The sequence below is a fragment of the Pedobacter sp. AC402 genome (assembly GCF_979252805.1).
This window is the reverse complement of the sequence record NZ_CEEDAI010000009.1, coordinates 876,447-893,523: the sequence shown is the minus strand read 5'-3', so window position 1 is coordinate 893,523 and position 17,077 is coordinate 876,447. Positions and strand designations below refer to the sequence as shown.

The 17,077-nt window shown below is 38.5% G+C and carries 12 protein-coding genes; 11 read left to right on the top strand and 1 reads right to left on the bottom strand.

What is annotated here, in order from left to right:
• The first annotated feature begins 714 nt into the window (after window positions 1-714).
• The 4 genes from AC0IWE_RS14780 (at window position 715) to AC0IWE_RS14765 (ending at window position 8,113) form a co-directional block, all read left to right on the top strand.
• Window positions 715-3,858, top strand: a complete 3,144-nt coding sequence (locus tag AC0IWE_RS14780; RefSeq protein WP_471793653.1) for a SusC/RagA family TonB-linked outer membrane protein — start codon at window positions 715-717, stop codon at window positions 3,856-3,858.
• Window positions 3,859-3,869: 11 nt separating this feature from the next.
• Window positions 3,870-5,750, top strand: coding sequence for a RagB/SusD family nutrient uptake outer membrane protein (locus AC0IWE_RS14775; RefSeq protein ID WP_471793652.1), 1,881 nt, complete (start codon window positions 3,870-3,872; stop codon window positions 5,748-5,750).
• Window positions 5,751-5,948: 198 nt separating this feature from the next.
• On the top strand, window positions 5,949-6,971 hold the full coding sequence (locus AC0IWE_RS14770; protein WP_471793651.1) for a LacI family DNA-binding transcriptional regulator: 1,023 nt from the start codon (window positions 5,949-5,951) through the stop codon (window positions 6,969-6,971).
• Between the two features lie 254 nt (window positions 6,972-7,225).
• Entirely contained in the window at window positions 7,226-8,113 is an 888-nt protein-coding gene (locus AC0IWE_RS14765; RefSeq protein ID WP_471793650.1) for a polysaccharide lyase, read from the top strand.
• Between the two features lie 216 nt (window positions 8,114-8,329).
• Here AC0IWE_RS14765 and AC0IWE_RS14760 read toward each other — a convergent pair whose 3' ends face one another.
• Complete coding sequence (locus AC0IWE_RS14760; protein ID WP_471793649.1) at window positions 8,330-9,496, bottom strand: chondroitinase-B domain-containing protein; 1,167 nt, start codon at window positions 9,494-9,496, stop codon at window positions 8,330-8,332.
• A 219-nt stretch (window positions 9,497-9,715) separates the two neighbouring features.
• Here AC0IWE_RS14760 and AC0IWE_RS14755 point away from each other — a divergent pair, with 219 nt between their 5' ends.
• The 7 genes from AC0IWE_RS14755 (at window position 9,716) to AC0IWE_RS14725 (ending at window position 17,065) form a co-directional block, all read left to right on the top strand.
• Window positions 9,716-10,555 (top strand): FimB/Mfa2 family fimbrial subunit, encoded by an 840-nt coding sequence (locus AC0IWE_RS14755; RefSeq protein WP_055911317.1) that lies wholly within the window; start codon window positions 9,716-9,718, stop codon window positions 10,553-10,555.
• 240 nt (window positions 10,556-10,795) lie between these two features.
• Window positions 10,796-11,293 carry a cupin domain-containing protein gene (locus tag AC0IWE_RS14750; protein WP_025142534.1) on the top strand — a complete coding sequence of 166 codons (498 nt, stop codon included), beginning with the start codon at window positions 10,796-10,798 and terminating at the stop codon, window positions 11,291-11,293.
• 455 nt (window positions 11,294-11,748) lie between these two features.
• Window positions 11,749-12,285: a fatty acid desaturase gene (locus AC0IWE_RS14745; RefSeq protein WP_471793648.1), complete on the top strand. Its 537-nt coding sequence runs from the start codon at window positions 11,749-11,751 to the stop codon at window positions 12,283-12,285.
• Between the two features lie 1,041 nt (window positions 12,286-13,326).
• Entirely contained in the window at window positions 13,327-13,656 is a 330-nt protein-coding gene (locus tag AC0IWE_RS14740) for a DUF1475 family protein (protein ID WP_463492755.1), read from the top strand.
• An 83-nt stretch (window positions 13,657-13,739) separates the two neighbouring features.
• Window positions 13,740-14,534 carry a DUF1295 domain-containing protein gene (locus tag AC0IWE_RS14735; RefSeq protein ID WP_471793647.1) on the top strand — a complete coding sequence of 265 codons (795 nt, stop codon included), beginning with the start codon at window positions 13,740-13,742 and terminating at the stop codon, window positions 14,532-14,534.
• Between the two features lie 168 nt (window positions 14,535-14,702).
• Window positions 14,703-15,731, top strand: a complete 1,029-nt coding sequence (locus AC0IWE_RS14730; protein ID WP_463492757.1) for an SAM-dependent methyltransferase — start codon at window positions 14,703-14,705, stop codon at window positions 15,729-15,731.
• Between the two features lie 89 nt (window positions 15,732-15,820).
• Window positions 15,821-17,065 carry an NAD(P)/FAD-dependent oxidoreductase gene (locus AC0IWE_RS14725; RefSeq protein ID WP_471793646.1) on the top strand — a complete coding sequence of 415 codons (1,245 nt, stop codon included), beginning with the start codon at window positions 15,821-15,823 and terminating at the stop codon, window positions 17,063-17,065.
• The last annotated feature ends 12 nt before the right edge of the window (window positions 17,066-17,077 follow it).

The following is a 17,077-nucleotide window of genomic DNA, read 5'->3' as shown; positions in this document are numbered from 1 at the left end:
GTGTCCTCACAGACCTTTAATAAATTTTAGCTGTTTAATCTCTTATTTAACAATTGTTATCCTAAGTTTATTGAAGGATCGATAACAATATATATGCTGAACCAAGTTCAGCATGATGTAAATCGCGGTAAAAAAACACCCAAGGTCTGTGTCCTCACAGACCTTTAATAGATTTTAGCTGTTTAGTCTCTTATTTAACAATTGTTATCCTATGTCTATCGAAGGATTCTATACCATGATAGATGCTGAACCAAGTTCAGCATGATGTAAATCGCGGTAAAAAAACACCCAAGGTCTGTGTCCTCACAGACTTTAATAGATTTAGCTGTTTAGTCTCTTAATTAACAATTGTTATCCTATGTTTATTAAAGGATTCTATACCACAATAGATGCTGAAACAGTTCAGCAGGACGTAAAACTCTAGCTCGAGCATTCCCAGATAAATAATTTTTATCTCAACGTAGCCAGCGCAGACTAACCAATAAAATTAATTACATCGTTGTAAATTCAATCTGAGGCATATTTTAGCCTTATTCCAATTATAGTTTTTACAACTCACACAGCTGATTTTTATATTAGATAAAATAAGTCTAACCAAATCACCTATGTTCAAGAGTTCACAAATGTACCCCTATACAGGTATTATTCATTTTTTCTCTGGCTGATATTCCATTTCTTGATAAGGAACATATAATCACTACTTAAACTACAATTATGACTAAAATTTACAAACAAAGAGGGATATTTCCATTCCTCAAGCGCACCTGCATAGAGAAGGCTAAAATTTTCGCCTTTTCATTCCTGGCCATCATATGGAGTTTTAGCGCTTATGCCCAAACCACTGTTGTGGGTACAATTAAAGATAATAAAGGAATTACACTTCCGGGAGTAAGCGTTAGGGTAAAAAATACGCAGATTGGAACTTTAACAGATGCTTCCGGTAAATACAGCATCAAAACTACCGAAGCCAATCAAACGCTGATTTTTACCTTTGTTGGTTTTACCACACAAGAAACTGCTGTAAATGGCCGTACAACCGTTAACATTACAATGGAAGATGGCTCGCAAGGCCTTAATGATGTTGTGGTAATCGGATATGGTACCGCGCAGAAAAAAGATGTTACCGGTGCGGTTTCCAGCATTAAGGCTACCCAGTTGGAAAACGAAAATCCCAATAGTGTTACCGATATTCTTCGTGGTAATATACCGGGTTTGAGCGTAGGTTTTAACAATAGTGCAAAAGGTGGTGGAGATCTTCTGGTGCGTGGCAAAACCACGCTTACTGGTACCACCACACCACTTATTGTACTGGATGGGGTGATTTTTATCGGGCAGCTATCCGATATCAATCCAAATGATATCGAATCAGTTGATGTTTTAAAAGATGCCAGCTCACTTGCTGTTTATGGTGCAAAAGCCGCAACAGGAGTGGTGGCCATTACCACAAAAAAAGGAAAAAGTGGTGCACCAACCATCACCGTAAATACAAACTTCGGGATGGCTACATTGGCCGAAAATCAACCTGTATATGATGGGCCTGGTTTTCTAAACTGGCGGGCCGATGTACAGCGCAGTGGTGGCGTAAACCCACCATATATTTATAACGATCCGAATAATTTACCAGCAGGGGTAACACTTGCGCAATGGTTAAACGGACAAACAACTGCAAATCCTACTGATCTTTGGTTAAGCCGTTTAGGTTTGTTGGCCAATGAAAAAGCCAATTATCTTGCTGACAAAACAACCGATTGGTATGATATGCTTTTTGTAACCGGCCAGCGTCAGGATCACACTTTAAGCCTTAGCGGAAAAAAAGAAGAAGTTTCCTATTACATGTCTTTAGGTTACCTTAAAAACGAAAGTATTATTGCTGGCGGTGGGTTCAGCACCTTCCGTACCCGTTTAAATCTCGAAGGTAAGGCAGCAAAATTTTTAACCCTGGGGATGAACCTGCAATTTGCCGACCGCGATGAAGGTGCAATAGAAGCACAGTTTTCACAATTGCCTGATTTATCTCCTTACGGCGATTTTTACAATGCCGATGGTTCTTTGCGGAGGATTCCTACCGATGATAATGGTCTCAATGCCCGTAATCCATTTCTCGATCAAAATTATAATTCGAGGTTGCAAAAACAAAGCACATTATTTGGAAGCATTTATGCAAAAGTGCAATTGCCTTTTGGTATTACTTATCAAGCTAATTTTAGTCCGGGTTTAGATCAGTACCGTACATTTAACCACCTTTCTTCCAAAAACCCCAATGTTGTGGTACCCGGAGGTTCAGCCTCAAGGGCGCAGGAAACAAGGTATAATTGGCAATTGGATAACTTGTTAAAATGGAACAAAACCTTTGCAACCGACCATAATGTAGATGTAACCCTACTGGTAAACGGCGAAAAATATTCTACCTGGTATACCATTGCCAGCAACGAGGGTTTTGCACCAACCGATGTATTGGGTTACCACAACATACAAAGCGGTAACAAACCTACGGTTAGCAGTGATGATAAAGTTTACACCGGCGATGCATTATTGGCCCGGGTAAATTATTCGTACAAAGGAAGGTATGCTTTTACGGGTTCTATCCGTAGAGATGGATATTCTGCATTTGGAGCAGCTAAAAAACGGGCTAATTTTCCTGCAGCAGCTGTAGCATGGACGGTAAGTGAAGAAAGCTTTTTGAAATCAGCCAAATGGATCGACTTTTTAAAACTACGTTTATCATATGGTATAAATGGCAACAGGGAAATCAGGGATGTCAATAACGTAATTGATCCGTATGTGGCCATCCAAACTTTGGTTGGTGGCAAGTATCAGTCGGTTAATGGAAGCGGTACCGCGGGTGAGGTAAATACGGTAGTAAACAGTCCGCGTTTGGGCAATCCAAATTTAGAATGGGAGAAAACAAAATCTTTAAACCTTGGCTTGGATTTCGGTTTTTTAAATAACAGAATCAGCGGATCATTGGAGCTTTACGATAAGAAAACTTCAGATCTTTTAATCGGCCAAAGCCTATCATCAGTGAGTGGTTACGCAAACGTCATTGCCAATTTGGGCCGCGTTAACAACAAAGGCTTTGAACTGAGTTTAACCACTAAAAATTTTACCGGCGGGAACATTACCTGGAGCAGTACAGCAAACTTTTCGTTTAACCGCAATAAAATTGTGGCTTTGGCCACACCCAATGATGACCCTGGAAACGGATGGTTTATCGGCAAAGACATCGACGTGATATGGGAGTATAAAATTTTAGGCGTTTGGCAGGAAAATGAAGTGGCCGAAGCAAATAAATTTAATAAAGGCATTAAGCCTGGCGATTTTAAATTATTGGATGTAGATGGCAATTATGTATATAACGATCTGGATAAACAGTTTATAGGTTACAAAAGCCCAAGGTTCAACTGGTCGTTCCGTAATGATTTTAATATTTATAAAAACTTCGATTTTTCTTTTCAGCTCATCTCAAGCTGGGGTCAGCTGAGAGCCGATAACCAAACTAAAAACCAGCCCGGAAGTGTGGGTTTTGGCCGGTCGAGTTCTTATGTGGTACCTTATTGGACACCAAGCAACCCGATTAACGATTATGCACGCTTAAATTCTGGTTTAAGTGGCGTGAGTTTTAATGCTTACCGTAAAAGCTCATTCATCAGGTTAAATACCATTGCCCTTGCCTATAGCCTGCCAAAAGATTTCCTTGGTAAACTCAAAATCCAAAGCGCAAAAATATATGCCAATGTAAGCAATGCAGGTGTATATGCACCAAACTGGAACCAGTGGGACCCGCAAACTGCAGATGGTAATGGAAATCCTGTTCCAACACCCAGAGTTTATACTTTCGGATTGAATGTTACCCTTTAAAAACGACGAAGATGAAAATCACATATAAAAAAATAATTCCATTTGTTGCCCTGGCCATTCTGTTATCGGCAAATGGATGTAAAAAATCAAGACTTGATTCAGAGTTATTATCACAACTGGAACCTCAAACTGCCCTAACCAGTGTGGCGGCCATGAAAGCTGCTATAGCAGGCATAGGAGCCAATGTAAGGCGAGAGTTTACTGGAGATATGGCGCCAATTGTTACCGAATCAATTTTCTCAGAAGTGGCCGTAGATGGAACAACTGATAAAACTACTCAAGCCCAGGATATGGATACCCGCATTACGCCGGATGCCAATCTCGATAATCCGGATTTTAACCGAATTGGATTTTACTGGACAGAGGGTTTTAGAGGCGTACGCATGGCAAATACAGTAATTACCTATATCGATAATGTAACCTATAAAGATGAGGCCGAAAGAAATGCCATTCTCAGTGCGGCCTATTTTTACCGGGCCTATTATTATTACCGCTTGGTACACCAGTTTGGCGATGTGCCCCTGAACTTGAAAGATATTACAGCAGCAAAGCTTGATTATTATTCAACCAAACGCGAAGTAATCCTTAAAAAAATGCAGGAAGACCTGTTGTTTGCCGAAAAGTGGTTAAAAGACAACGTAGATAGAGGAGACGTAACCAAAGGTGCCTGTAGCCATTTATTAACCAAGGTAAACCTTGCACTGGGCGATTTTGATGCTGCCATTACTTCTGCCAATAACGTAATCAATAGCGGTACCTACAGTTTAATGCGTAACCGTTTCGGAAGCACCGCTAACGATGCCACTAAAAATGTTGTTTGGGATTTGCACCGCATGGATAACAAAGCCATACCTGCAAATCGGGAAGCACTTTTTTTAACCATTGATAGAGAAACCCTTGCCGGTGCTACCGATCTTGGATCGCAGGTAATGCGTAACTGTGTACCCGCATGGCATTTTGCCAATTTAAAAACACCATCTGGCATTACACAAGCCATTGTTGATGGAGTTAATGTAGAAATACCACTTACCTTAATGTATGGTAGAGGAATTGGCCGTTACCGTGGCACCGCTTACAGCACTAAAAATATCTGGACAGACAATACTGATTATCGCCATGCACCAGGCATGTGGATGAACATGACCGATCTAGTTTACAACAATCCCGCACTTAAATCATCAAATAATCCATCCGAAAAGGCATTATACGGTAAACCACTGGTTGATGTAACGCCTGCAAATGTAAACAACATGTTTTTAAACAAAGGTTTAGATACCATCCGCCACTTTTTTGGCTGGCCGCATTATAAAACCTTTATCAACTCTACAAATGCACTTGCCGTTGATAAATACTGGACCCCACCGCGTGGTACCAATACAGACTGGTATATTTTCCGTTTGGCCGAAACCTATCTGTTGAGGGCCGAGGCTTACTATTGGAAGGGTAATTTGGCTTTGGCTATGGCTGATATAAACCAGGTAAGATCAAGGGCCAATGCCGCGTTATTAACCGATGCTTCGGCGATTAACATCGGGACAATACTCGATGAACGCGCGCGGGAATTATACTATGAAGAACCCCGTAAAACCGAGTTAACACGCATTGCCTATATTTTTGCGCAAACAGGAAAAGCGGCATACAATGGTAAAACGTATACTATGGCAGCATTTTCGGATAATAATTTCTTTTACGACAGAATTATGGAGAAAAATGATTTTTACCGCAACAAAGTGCCAACCGTATTGGGGGTAAACTTTAAAATATCTCCTTACCATGTACTTTGGCCTGTACCGGCGGCGGCACAACGCTTTAATACCGGAGGCCGGATTAATCAAAATAAAGGTTACACTGGTTATGAAAATAACGTGCCCGCTTTAGATAAAATCCAATAGTGTAAAAAATTAAATAAATAAAATGTCATCATGAAACGTGATTTATTTTATGAATTATATAACAGCAATTTCATGTTATGATATCCGCTTAGTGTTGTTTAATTGATGTACCGGGGCAGTTGCTCGCTGCTCCGGCCATTAATCGCTTCATTTAACGCTAACCGCTCAATACCTTGTAACGCTTAAGCTCCCTCACCTATGGAAAATAAACCTGTTACATTAAAATTAATTGCAAAAGAATTAAAGTTATCCATCTCTACCGTTTCTAAATCGTTAAAAGATTATCCGAGGATTAAGGAGAGTACCAAACTGCGTGTAAAAGAACTGGCAGCAAGATTAAATTTTACTCCTGATATTTCTGCTCTAAGACTAAGAGATAGGAAATCGCGTATTATCGGCATCATATTGCCCAATCTGTCCGACCACTTTTTTACCCGGAGCATTTATGGCATGGAGCAGCTGGCCACCGCCAATGGATATAACATTATCATCAGCCAATCGCATGATAATTTTGAGATGGAAGTAAGGGCTGCGGCAACGCTTTTAGGCTCAAGGGTAGATGGATTAATCGTTGCCATTTCTAAACAAACCTCAGATTTTTCACATCTTGATCAATTTGAGAAAATTGGTATTCCTGTTGTTTATTACACCCAAAACCCAAGTTTTAATCTCAATTGCCACAAGGTATTGGGCAATACCCATCAAGGCTGTTATATGGCTACCGAATACTTAATTAACAGAGGGCATAAAAAAGTGGCCTATCTCGGTGGTCCGAAGATGGTTAATTTCAGTCACGATCGTTTTTCCGGATACATCAATGCACTTAAAGATAATTCCATTCCTTTTAATGCTGAGCATGTAGCATATACTGATTTTGATGATGAAAACACCCTTTTGGCCATTAAAAACCTTTTTAGTAATTTAGAAAACGGACCAACTGCATTAGTTGCTTTTAAAGAAAAGCTGCTGTTTGATACCATTAAATTTCTGCGTTCAATAGCGCATCCTCATTACAAAAAACTCGAATGTATCGGCTTTGGCAACGATCCCATAATTGCTTACCTCAGTTCTCCTCCAATTGCATCTATAGAAGAAAATCCTGAATCACTTGGCGAGCAGGCTGTTACTTTATTGGTTAAACTCATTAATGGAGAAATTGAAGTGAACGATTACAAAAAGGTAATTGTGAATTGTAACCTTAAAATTCACGCAGTTGAGTAACACAGTAAATGTGTAAAAAATAGCACCTAACCAGCATTATTTCAATCGTTGTAACAAGTAGAGAAATAGGTTTTACCGTTTTTAAGATAAGGCAAGTCTGTTTGAAAATACCTTTTTGACTAAGTTAGTGTATCAGATAATAGCTAACCAAAAAAATAAAAAAGAATTACTATCAAACCTGTAACATGCTATCAAGGATAGTAAGTTGCGCTCGCAAAAAATCTAACCAAATTTAAATCTTAACTAAAACTAACATGAGTCAAAAAATGAATTATACGCATTTTATTGCGTCTGTATTGCTTATATTTTCGCTAACCATTTACAGTTGCCAAAAAGATGAATCTGCTAAAGCCACTTCAGAAAGTATTATCTCGCCTGAAAAAATAAGTGCAGCCAACAATACATTAGTAGCTGCTGCGGCTTACCCAAGCAACATTAATACGAGTTTTACCCATGCCGATGGTGCTTATACCTACGGCGAGGCCAGTGCCGATTTTGGTGGTGCAAGCTTAACAGGCTGGAACGAGAGCCGCGCTTATATTTCAGGTAACTGGGCCAGGGCTACTCTTGCTCCTAATTCAGTTTCTAACGGTTTAATCGCTGGTGCAGATATATCAGATGGTTCGGCCTACGAAGCAACATTTAAAGTACGTTTCCATAGCCAGTTCGATTGGAGCAGGGGAGGGAAAGTTGGCTTCGGTTTCCTCATTGGAGAGGGAAATACAGGATGCGATATTGCCAGCGATGGTAACGGCGGCAGTTTGCGTTTAATGTGGTACAATACCGGTAGCCGTGTGTTTTTTCAACCATATGTTTACCATAGAGATATGGCGGGCCCTTGCGGCGATACCTTTGGCAAATCTTACCCATCTTCAGGCAGTTTGGTTAAAGGCGATACCTACACCGTTCACCTTTATGTAAAAAGCAACACCGGATCCAATAAAAATGGTCAGGTACAGGTAATCATCAATGGAACAACTGTATTGGATCAGGCTATCCGTTGGACCACAAACGATGCTCAGCGACTGATCAACAGGTTATCCTTTCATAACTTTAGAGGAGGAAAAGATGTTGCGGTATGGGGTTCAAGCCAAACCAGCTACATTTACTTTGATGATTTAGTGGTAAATAAGATTCAGTAGTGATACCGCATTAAAAGCTACAGAATCTTGATGTATGGCTGTCATCTCGATTGAAGCATAGCGGAATGCTGAGTTCTATCTTTTAGATTTTCCGGCTACGTTGCACTTCACTTGAGATGATAGTTTTTTGCAGATTGTATAGATTAACTCCTTTATTTTTGCATCTTTTCCTGCTATCCTAGCAATGAAATAAATTCACTGTAACGGTGCTAAACTTTACATTTTCACCACCTTATTCTTTACATTTTTAAAGTCATTTGCCCTTATATCATTATCAAAAGGAGCAATATTTTGCATCACAGGAGAAGGATACCTTTTCGTATCAAATTTACCTGTCCAGTCTGTACCCTTGCTATCGCCAATTAATATTCCGGTTGTCGCATTAGTTATCATATTGCCCTTAATCTTACAATCACTCGCCGCGATGTAAAAACCAATTTCATCCTTGCCTTTTGCCATGCCATACATTAGTCTAATAGCCGTTTGAATGCCATCCAATTTATTATTGATAATCTGATGGCCGGTACCATTAACCCGGATGCCACCTGTACCACCTTTAAATGTGTTATGGGCAATGGTACAATCATGTCCCCCACGCATTACCAGTTCGCCATCGTTATCTTCAAAATAATTATTAAGGTATTTATTGCCGCTACTTTTATTGCTAATTACCTCATTTTCTGCGTTGCAATGGATAAATCTGTTTTTTTGTACCAGTGTTTCCGGACGTTGGTTTCCCAATAACACAGGATCCTGACCAACCTGAATGCATTCGCCCCCGTTGCCGTTTGGCCAGCTCACTTTGTTTTTATCTTTGAAAAGGTTGTTTTCTATAAGTGTAAATTTAGGGTAAGCATCTTTGGTGATTTTCACTTGTACATCCTGATTATCGATGTTGGAAATAAAGCTTGAATGGTTAATGCTATTGCCGCTGCCCTTACCAGAGATAACAACCAAAGGCGTAAACTGTGCGCTCACTTTATTGCCAGAAAAACTGCAGCCAGATACTTTGCAATACTTGGTTGCCTTGAGTTCAATCAGCGTAGCATTTTTGCTCAATATGCAGTTTTTAAAGCTAATGCCTCTAATGAATATGTATTCTCCTGAAATCTCAAATATTGGTTTTGCTACATCTCCTGAAAAAACAACCATTCCAAGCTTCTCAGCAGAAATTAAAATTGGCTTGGCTGAAGTTCCTTTAGCACTTATTGTTAAGGCCCAGTTAGTATAATTTCCGCTTTTGATGATCACTTCATCCCCCGCAAGCAAAACAGATTCAATGGCTTTAAATTCTTGCTCAGTACTGATGTGGTAAACTTTTGCCGTTATATTTTGAATAAAAATTAGCGAGAATAAGATGCAGATACTTAGTTTTTGGATCATGAAAGGGATTTTTTGTTAATCAAACATAGTAAAAGCACCAGAGCATAATAAGTTATATTAAACGTATTGCTGTTATTTATTATGCTTGTATTTTAATTTTTACATGATTACTCTAAAAGGTGTGCATTTTTGCTATCACTGGTAACAATTTTTGATACAGATTTAAAAGTAGATTCATATTGGATTTTGATTAGGTTAAATTTATTATAAAAAAGCCTTATGAAAAAGAGTATGTTAACAATATGTGCGGTAGCGGTGATGCTGTCGGCATGTATAAAAGATTTTGGCGGGCATGTGGAATCTGTGAAAAAAAGTAAAATAGCGTTTAAAATTGGCGGGTTAAACCACAATGTCGGCGATCCAAATGTTGGATTTCCGACAGAGCCGATTAAAAATTTTATTGTACAATTAACAATTATTGCCTATAACACTGAAGATGGAGCTGAAATAACCAGACAAACGCAACTTTCTTCGAGCCCAACCTTTGGGCAAATTACTCTTGATTTGCCTAACGGAACTTATAATTTTGTGGCAATAGGATCCAATAGCGAGTTTGGTATCAACCAATTTTATGATGCAGATAAGGATAAGCCTGTTTATTTGCACTATGCTGATGCTAATTTTCAATATTGGCAGCCAACCCAATTCTTTTTGGATAAATTCTATAAAACATCAGATACCTTTTTTGCGAAAAAGGTGGGGGTTACTATAAATAATAACCAGACCATGGAAATGATAATGGAAAGAATTGTAGGCTTGTTAAATGTTGTGGTAACCGATTTGCCCAATTACCTTGTCGACCTGCAAAATGATTACACGGCATATAAGATTGATACCCAAACGGCCTATAATCCAATGGAAAATGATTTTGGATCAGCAATCAGGTATAGTCAAAACGGACCTATCAGTTTCTACATCATAAGAACACATGTTCCCGTTGGCTTACGGATCAGATATGGTAGTACTGAAAAATATATTGAAGTAAATGTGCCTAAGAACAAACGCATCACCTTAACGGGACAATTTGCAACAATGACATTTACTTCATCGGTAGAATAATCAATTGATTTGATAGTTTAGCTATAACACATTTATAGGTTCAGTTTGCAGTTAAGTACAGATCCTTATGCTTTGTACGATGAGTAATATGCAGCTTAAAATTTCTGATCAAAAAAATAAAGAGCCCGAAGGGGCTTTTTTAATTTATTAGGCTTATTTTTGCGGCAATTATAGAACCACATAGGCCATTTAATAATGCCTATGCACCTCGACAATCATTAGAAAACAAATATTTTATCAATGACAAACGACAAAAAAGAAATATTCGAAAGCGTTGCACAACGTTTAAAAATTGAAGGTTTCAATGTAGTAAACCGCGATGAAACCCGTCCTTGGGGTGGTTTCTTTGTAATAGACGAAGCTCAGGCACAACAATTTGCCGATACTTATTTTGATGGATTAAATGTAGAAGACCTTAAAATTGGTGGTAAATTAAGTCCGAAAATTTTAATTGTTGCGCCAAATACACGCCTTTCGTGGCAATATCACCACCGTAGAGCCGAAATATGGCAGGTAGTAACCGGTACTGTTGGCATTAAAACCAGCCAAACTGATGAAGAAGGCGAAGTAAAAAAATATGCGCCAAAAGATCAGATTAAATTACAACAAGGCGAACGCCACCGTTTAATTGGTTTGGAAGATTGGGGAGTAGTAGCAGAAATTTGGCAACATACAGATGCTTCCAACCCATCAGATGAAAGTGATATTGTTCGCGTTCAAGATGATTTCGGTAGATAATAAATAATTAAAAAAAGAAGAGGTTGTAGCATAAAAGGCAATTTTAAACCAATTGCTTCACATTGTTTGATAAGATAACTCGGAACAGATTGTCTAAATGCGTTAAAGCGTATTAAAACAGGTTTTTCCACAGCTCAACATAATAAAACTATGTTATAATATGGCCTCTTCTTTTTATCTAAATGCTCAACTTAAAGTGGTTTTCTCCACATTCAGAAACTAAACGCCCTCAAATTCCGTTTATACAGCATACACATTATACATGATTATCCTCATATTTTTTCTTTGCCATTGGTTTTTATCCTTATTTAGCCAAACCTTTTTTCTTCACCGTTACTCATCTCATAAGATGTTTAAGATGGAGCTTTTTCTGGGAGCGGTTTTTCTACCTGATATTACTGATTTCGCAAGGTTCTTCATTTTTAAACCCACGCGCATATGCCATTCTGCATAGAATGCACCATGCGTATAGCGACACTGAAAAAGATCCGCATTCACCACATTTTTTTAAGGATGTTTTCGGGATGATGATCGCAACGAAGAACATGTATATGAATTATTTGCAATTTAAAATACAACCGGAGCCAGCTTTTCAGGGCAATTATCCAGAATGGCCGGTTGTTGATAGAATCGGGAACTCATGGGCCTGGAGAATTGCTTGTGGCTTGTTTTATATCGGTTTTTATGTTGCTTTTGCCAATTATTGGTGGATGTATATCTTATTGCCGGTTCACTTTTTAATGGGGCCGTTACATGGTGCGATTGTAAACTGGTGTGGGCATAAATACGGCTATTCTAACCACGATAACGACGACCATAGTAAAAACTCATTGCCATGGGATTTCTTATTAATGGGTGAGCTTTTTCAAAATAATCACCACAAAAAACCAAATAGCCCTAATTTCGCTACAAAATGGTGGGAGTTCGACCCAACCTATCCAGTTATGAAAGTATTGCATTGGATGAGGATCATTAAGATTAGAAAAGTTTAATGCAAAAGCTAAAGAAAAATCTCAGCAAAAAAACATTCCTTTGTCAACTCTTTTAGTAAATCTCCATGGTCTGTGTCTCCACAGACCATTTGTTTTTTACCACCAAGAAACAAAGGCACAGGTTTCCTTTTTCCCGCATGAGGGATAGCAGTGGAAATCCTTTTTTGATCCTTAATCAAAAAGATTGCAACGTATAGCCCGACCTTGCGCAGCTTGGGCATGCCAAATCCTTTACAAAATATATCTATAATTATTTTCTTTCTGAGTTGTCAACTTTCTAGCAACCGTGTCATTAAAGTTGACAACTCCTAGTGCCACATATTTTTTACCACCAAGAAATAAATAGTAAAAATCTCCATGGTCTGTGTCCCCACAGACCATTTGTTTTTTATTATTAAACGCCACTTATTTTTACCACCAGAAACAATTATTCATTTCAGAGTTGTCAACTTTCTAGCAACCGTGTTATTAAAGTTGACAACTCTTAGCGCCACATATTTTTTACCACCAAGAAATAAAGGAACAAAGGTTTCCTTTTTTCGCATGAGGGATAGCAGTGGAAATCCTTTTTTGATTCTTCATCAAAAAAGATTGCAACGTATAGCCCGACCCTTGCGCAGCTTGGGGCATGCCCAAATCCTTTACAAAATATATCTATAGTTATTTTCTTTCAGAGTTGTCAACTTTCTAGCAACCGTGTCATTAAAGTTGACAACTCTTAGCGCCACATATTTTTTACCACCAAGAAATAAATAGTAAAATCTCCATGGTCTGTGTCCCCACAGACCATTTATTTTTTATTATTAAACGCCACTTATTTTTACCACCAGAAACAATTATTCATTTCAGAGTTGTCAACTTTCTAGCAAACGTGTTATTAAAGTTGACAACTCTTGAACCATCAACATCTGAACTTCACCTTACTGTTATCCGCCTTTCCCTCTCGCACCCTGCAGACAGCTTTTAGCAAATTAAAATAAATCTTTTTTAACTACCTTACCGTATATATGCCAAATTATATATAAAATTAAAGTCCCCTTTATGATCAACTTTCTTAAAATTATTTTCTCGGCACTGTTTGTTTTTATGTGTTATAAGGTGATTAGCACTTCGTTAGAAAGCAACCTTTTTGATCAATGGGATTTTTTAGGCAGTATTCCATGGATGCGCGCCACCTTATGGGATTTTTATGCCAACATCTTCATTATCACCCTTTGGATGTTTTACAAAGAAAAAAGCATTATTCTTAAAATCTCTATCACAATTTTGTTCGTATGTTTAGGCAGTATTGCAACTTTAGCTTATGTTTTAGTTTATTTGTTTAAATTAAAGGATGGCGAAGGTGTTAAAGAATTGCTGGTAAAAAGGTAGAAGGCAAAGGTGTATGGCTGAAGGTAAAATCTAAAGCAGCATCCATTTCCTTAAACCTTATGCCCTAAACCCTAAACCTTTTTATGGATTACAAACATCTACTTTTCATCGCGCTCATTTCTTTAATTGCCTGCTGTTTTATTATGGCCATGGTTTGGTTATGGGCGAAGAAGATCAAAAATGCCGGAGTAGTGGATGTGTTTTGGGCGTTGAATTTCCCTTTAATTACGTTGATTACTTTTTTCATGTCAGACGGATTTGATCCACGCAAAATTTTAATCTGCGGAATGTTTTTACTTGCAGAACTCAGACTTGGCATTCACCTTTGGCAACGTGTTATCGGCCATTTGGATGAAGAGGAAGGCCGATACGAGCAACTCCGTAAAGAATGGGGCGATAAAGCAGACCGGAATTTCTTTGTGTTTTTCCAGTTTCAGGCCATTTCAAATGTTATTCTGGCTATTCCCTTCTTTATCATTACCGCAAATACATCGCAAGGAATTTCCGTCTTAGAATTTGCTGGCGCAGTAGTTTGGGCTGTTGGTTTCTTTGGTGAAATGATCGCCGACAGGCAACTTGCTGCCTTCAAAAAAGATCCGGGCAATAAAGGCAAAGTTTGCGATACAGGGCTCTGGTATTATAGCCGCCATCCCAACTATTTCTTTGAATGGTTAACCTGGATGGCCTATTTTATTTTTGCAATGGTTTCCCCTTGGGGCATCTTGGCCATCATCAGTCCGGCAATTATTTTATATTTATTAACCAAAGTTACCGGTGTTCCCAATAACGAAGAACAAAATTTGCGGAGCAAACCTATAGCTTATAAAAAATACCAACAAACAACAAGTGCTTTTTTTCCTTGGTTTAAAAAGGAATAGTTAGAAGTGGAAAAACCTAAGTTGTAAAGCTAATTAATCTTCCGACGTCATTAAAGTAAAATAACAACCAATCTGCTCACGAGCAAATTGCGTATAACCAATAGCATCGTAATCCGGCTTTCGGACTGACGACTCAAAACCCTTTACCTTACAACCCTCTACCTTATTATGTGGTACGACAAACTTTTAGAAAACGACAAACTTCCGGATACAGCATTGCGTATCGGCATTAGAAAATTATGTAAACAGCGCTTGGATGATGAAACCCTGGGTGATGAAGAATTGCAACAGGAAAAATTTATGGATCTGGTTGCAGAGCTAAAACAATCGCCAATTGCAGTAAACACAGCCGATGCAAATGAGCAGCACTATGAATTGCCTACCAAATTTTTTCAGTATTGTTTGGGCAAAAACCTAAAATACAGCAGTGGTTATTGGAAACCTGGGGTAAAAGATATTGATACCTCAGAAGACGACATGTTGGCTTTAACCTGCAAAAGAGCCGATTTACAGCATGGGCAAAACGTTTTGGAACTAGGCTGTGGCTGGGGATCACTCTCCCTTTATATGTCGGCAAAATTTCCCGAAAGCACGTTTACCGTGGTATCAAATTCAGCTACGCAAAAGATTTTTATCGATGAAACGGCAAAGCAGCGTGGCATTCAGAACCTAACGGTTTTGACGGCCGATATGAACACCTTTACCATTGCTGATACATTTGACAGGATAGTTTCAGTAGAGATGTTTGAACATATGCGCAATTATAAATTTTTGCTCAACAAAGTGGCTTCATTTCTAAAACCAGATGGGAAATTGTTCGTGCACATTTTTACGCACAAAACTTTGGCCTATAAATTTGAGGTAATTGATGAAACCGACTGGATGAGTAAATACTTTTTTACGGGTGGGATTATGCCATCTAACCATTTGTTTTTTTACTTCAATGATGATTTAAAAATAGATAAACATTGGGTGGTAAATGGAACCAATTACGGCAAAACTTCTGAAGCCTGGTTAAGCAATATGGACAAACATAAAAAAGAAATTATGCCCATATTAGAAGATACTTATGGCAAAGATCAGGCCGTGAGGTGGTGGGTGTACTGGAGGTTATTTTATATGTCGTGCGCCGAATTGTTTAATTACAATAAAGGTAACGAATGGATGGTGTGCCATTATTTATTCAATAAAGTTTAACGAGCTGCGTCGCCCCTGAACTTAATGCAGGGGCTTTATAACAGATGCTGAACTAAATTCAGCATGACGATTAATCCAATTTCATCAAAATGCAAAAACTTGCCATTATAGGCTCAGGGATAGCTGGCATGGGTTGTGCCCATAAGCTGCAACATAAATACGATATTACCCTTTTCGAAGAAGCCGATTATATTGGAGGGCATACCAATACCATCACACTTGAAGAAGATGGTAAGCCCATTTACCTGGATAGCGGTTTTATGGTTTTTAACTATCAAACCTATCCAAATTTAACCGAAATGTTTGCAGAGATCGGTGCCCCTGTTATAAAAACAAATATGTCGTTCAGTGTGCAGTTCCTGCCAAAAAAGTTAGAATATAGTGGCTCAAGTTTAAACCATCTTTTTGCCCAGCGGAAGAATATTTTTAATATTTCCTACCTGAAAATGCTGATGCAGATTAACCGTTTCAATAAACAAAGTGTAGAAATATTGGATAAACCCGAATATCAGGATTATTCTATAGGCAGATTTTTTAAAGAATTTGGCTATAGTGATGATATGCTCTGGCAATACCTCATTCCGATGAGTGCTGCGGTTTGGAGTGCCCCGATGGAACAGATTCTTGATTTCCCTGCAATTACGCTGATTCGCTTTTTTAAAAATCATGGCTTTTTAGGCTTAGATACGCAGCATCAATGGTATACGCTCCAAAATGGAAGTCAGGCCTACCGCGAAAAACTGATTGCCCCTTTTCGGGATAGAATCAAAATCAATAATAAAATCGTTTCTGTAAAACGTTTGGATAATGGGAAAGTTGAAGTAATAAATAATGATGGCGAGCGGTTCGAATTTGATAAGGTAATTATGGCAAGCCATGCCGATGAAACGTTTGAAATGGTAAAAGATAAAACAGCTTTAGAAACAGAACTGCTTTCTAAATTTAAATACCAGATGAACAAAGCTGTAGTGCATACCGATGAAAAGCAAATGCCCGCAGCCAGGCTGGCCTGGAGCAGCTGGAATTATCGCGTAGAAAAACAGGGAGAAAAGCTGTTGCCAAGTACTATTTATTGGATGAACAGTTTACAGGGTGTATCTAAAAAACAGAATTATTTTGTCTCTATCAATCCTACATCAACATTAAATGCTGAGAAAATTATTAAGGAAATCGATTACCACCATCCCTTATTTGATGTTGCGGCCATGCAGGCGCAGGAGCAATTACAAAAGCTGAACGAAACAGGGCCTGTATATTATTGCGGCAGTTATTTTAAGTACGGTTTCCACGAGGATGCCTATAAAAGCGCAGTTGATTTATGTATGGGGCTTTAATTGCAGATCTCT

Bases quoted from the DNA above. Each gene is read 5' to 3' on its own strand.
- AC0IWE_RS14750 (WP_025142534.1), top strand. From the start codon at position 10,796: ATGACAAACGACAAAAAAGAAATATTCGAAAGCGTTGCACAACGTTTA.
- AC0IWE_RS14780 (WP_471793653.1), top strand. From the start codon at position 715: ATGACTAAAATTTACAAACAAAGAGGGATATTTCCATTCCTCAAGCGC.
- AC0IWE_RS14770 (WP_471793651.1), top strand. From the start codon at position 5,949: ATGGAAAATAAACCTGTTACATTAAAATTAATTGCAAAAGAATTAAAG.
- AC0IWE_RS14735 (WP_471793647.1), top strand. From the start codon at position 13,740: ATGGATTACAAACATCTACTTTTCATCGCGCTCATTTCTTTAATTGCC.
- AC0IWE_RS14760 (WP_471793649.1), bottom strand. From the start codon at position 9,496: ATGATCCAAAAACTAAGTATCTGCATCTTATTCTCGCTAATTTTTATT.
- AC0IWE_RS14755 (WP_055911317.1), top strand. From the start codon at position 9,716: ATGAAAAAGAGTATGTTAACAATATGTGCGGTAGCGGTGATGCTGTCG.
- AC0IWE_RS14740 (WP_463492755.1), top strand. From the start codon at position 13,327: ATGATCAACTTTCTTAAAATTATTTTCTCGGCACTGTTTGTTTTTATG.
- AC0IWE_RS14730 (WP_463492757.1), top strand. From the start codon at position 14,703: ATGTGGTACGACAAACTTTTAGAAAACGACAAACTTCCGGATACAGCA.
- AC0IWE_RS14745 (WP_471793648.1), top strand. From the start codon at position 11,749: ATGCACCATGCGTATAGCGACACTGAAAAAGATCCGCATTCACCACAT.
- AC0IWE_RS14775 (WP_471793652.1), top strand. From the start codon at position 3,870: ATGAAAATCACATATAAAAAAATAATTCCATTTGTTGCCCTGGCCATT.
- AC0IWE_RS14725 (WP_471793646.1), top strand. From the start codon at position 15,821: ATGCAAAAACTTGCCATTATAGGCTCAGGGATAGCTGGCATGGGTTGT.
- AC0IWE_RS14765 (WP_471793650.1), top strand. From the start codon at position 7,226: ATGAGTCAAAAAATGAATTATACGCATTTTATTGCGTCTGTATTGCTT.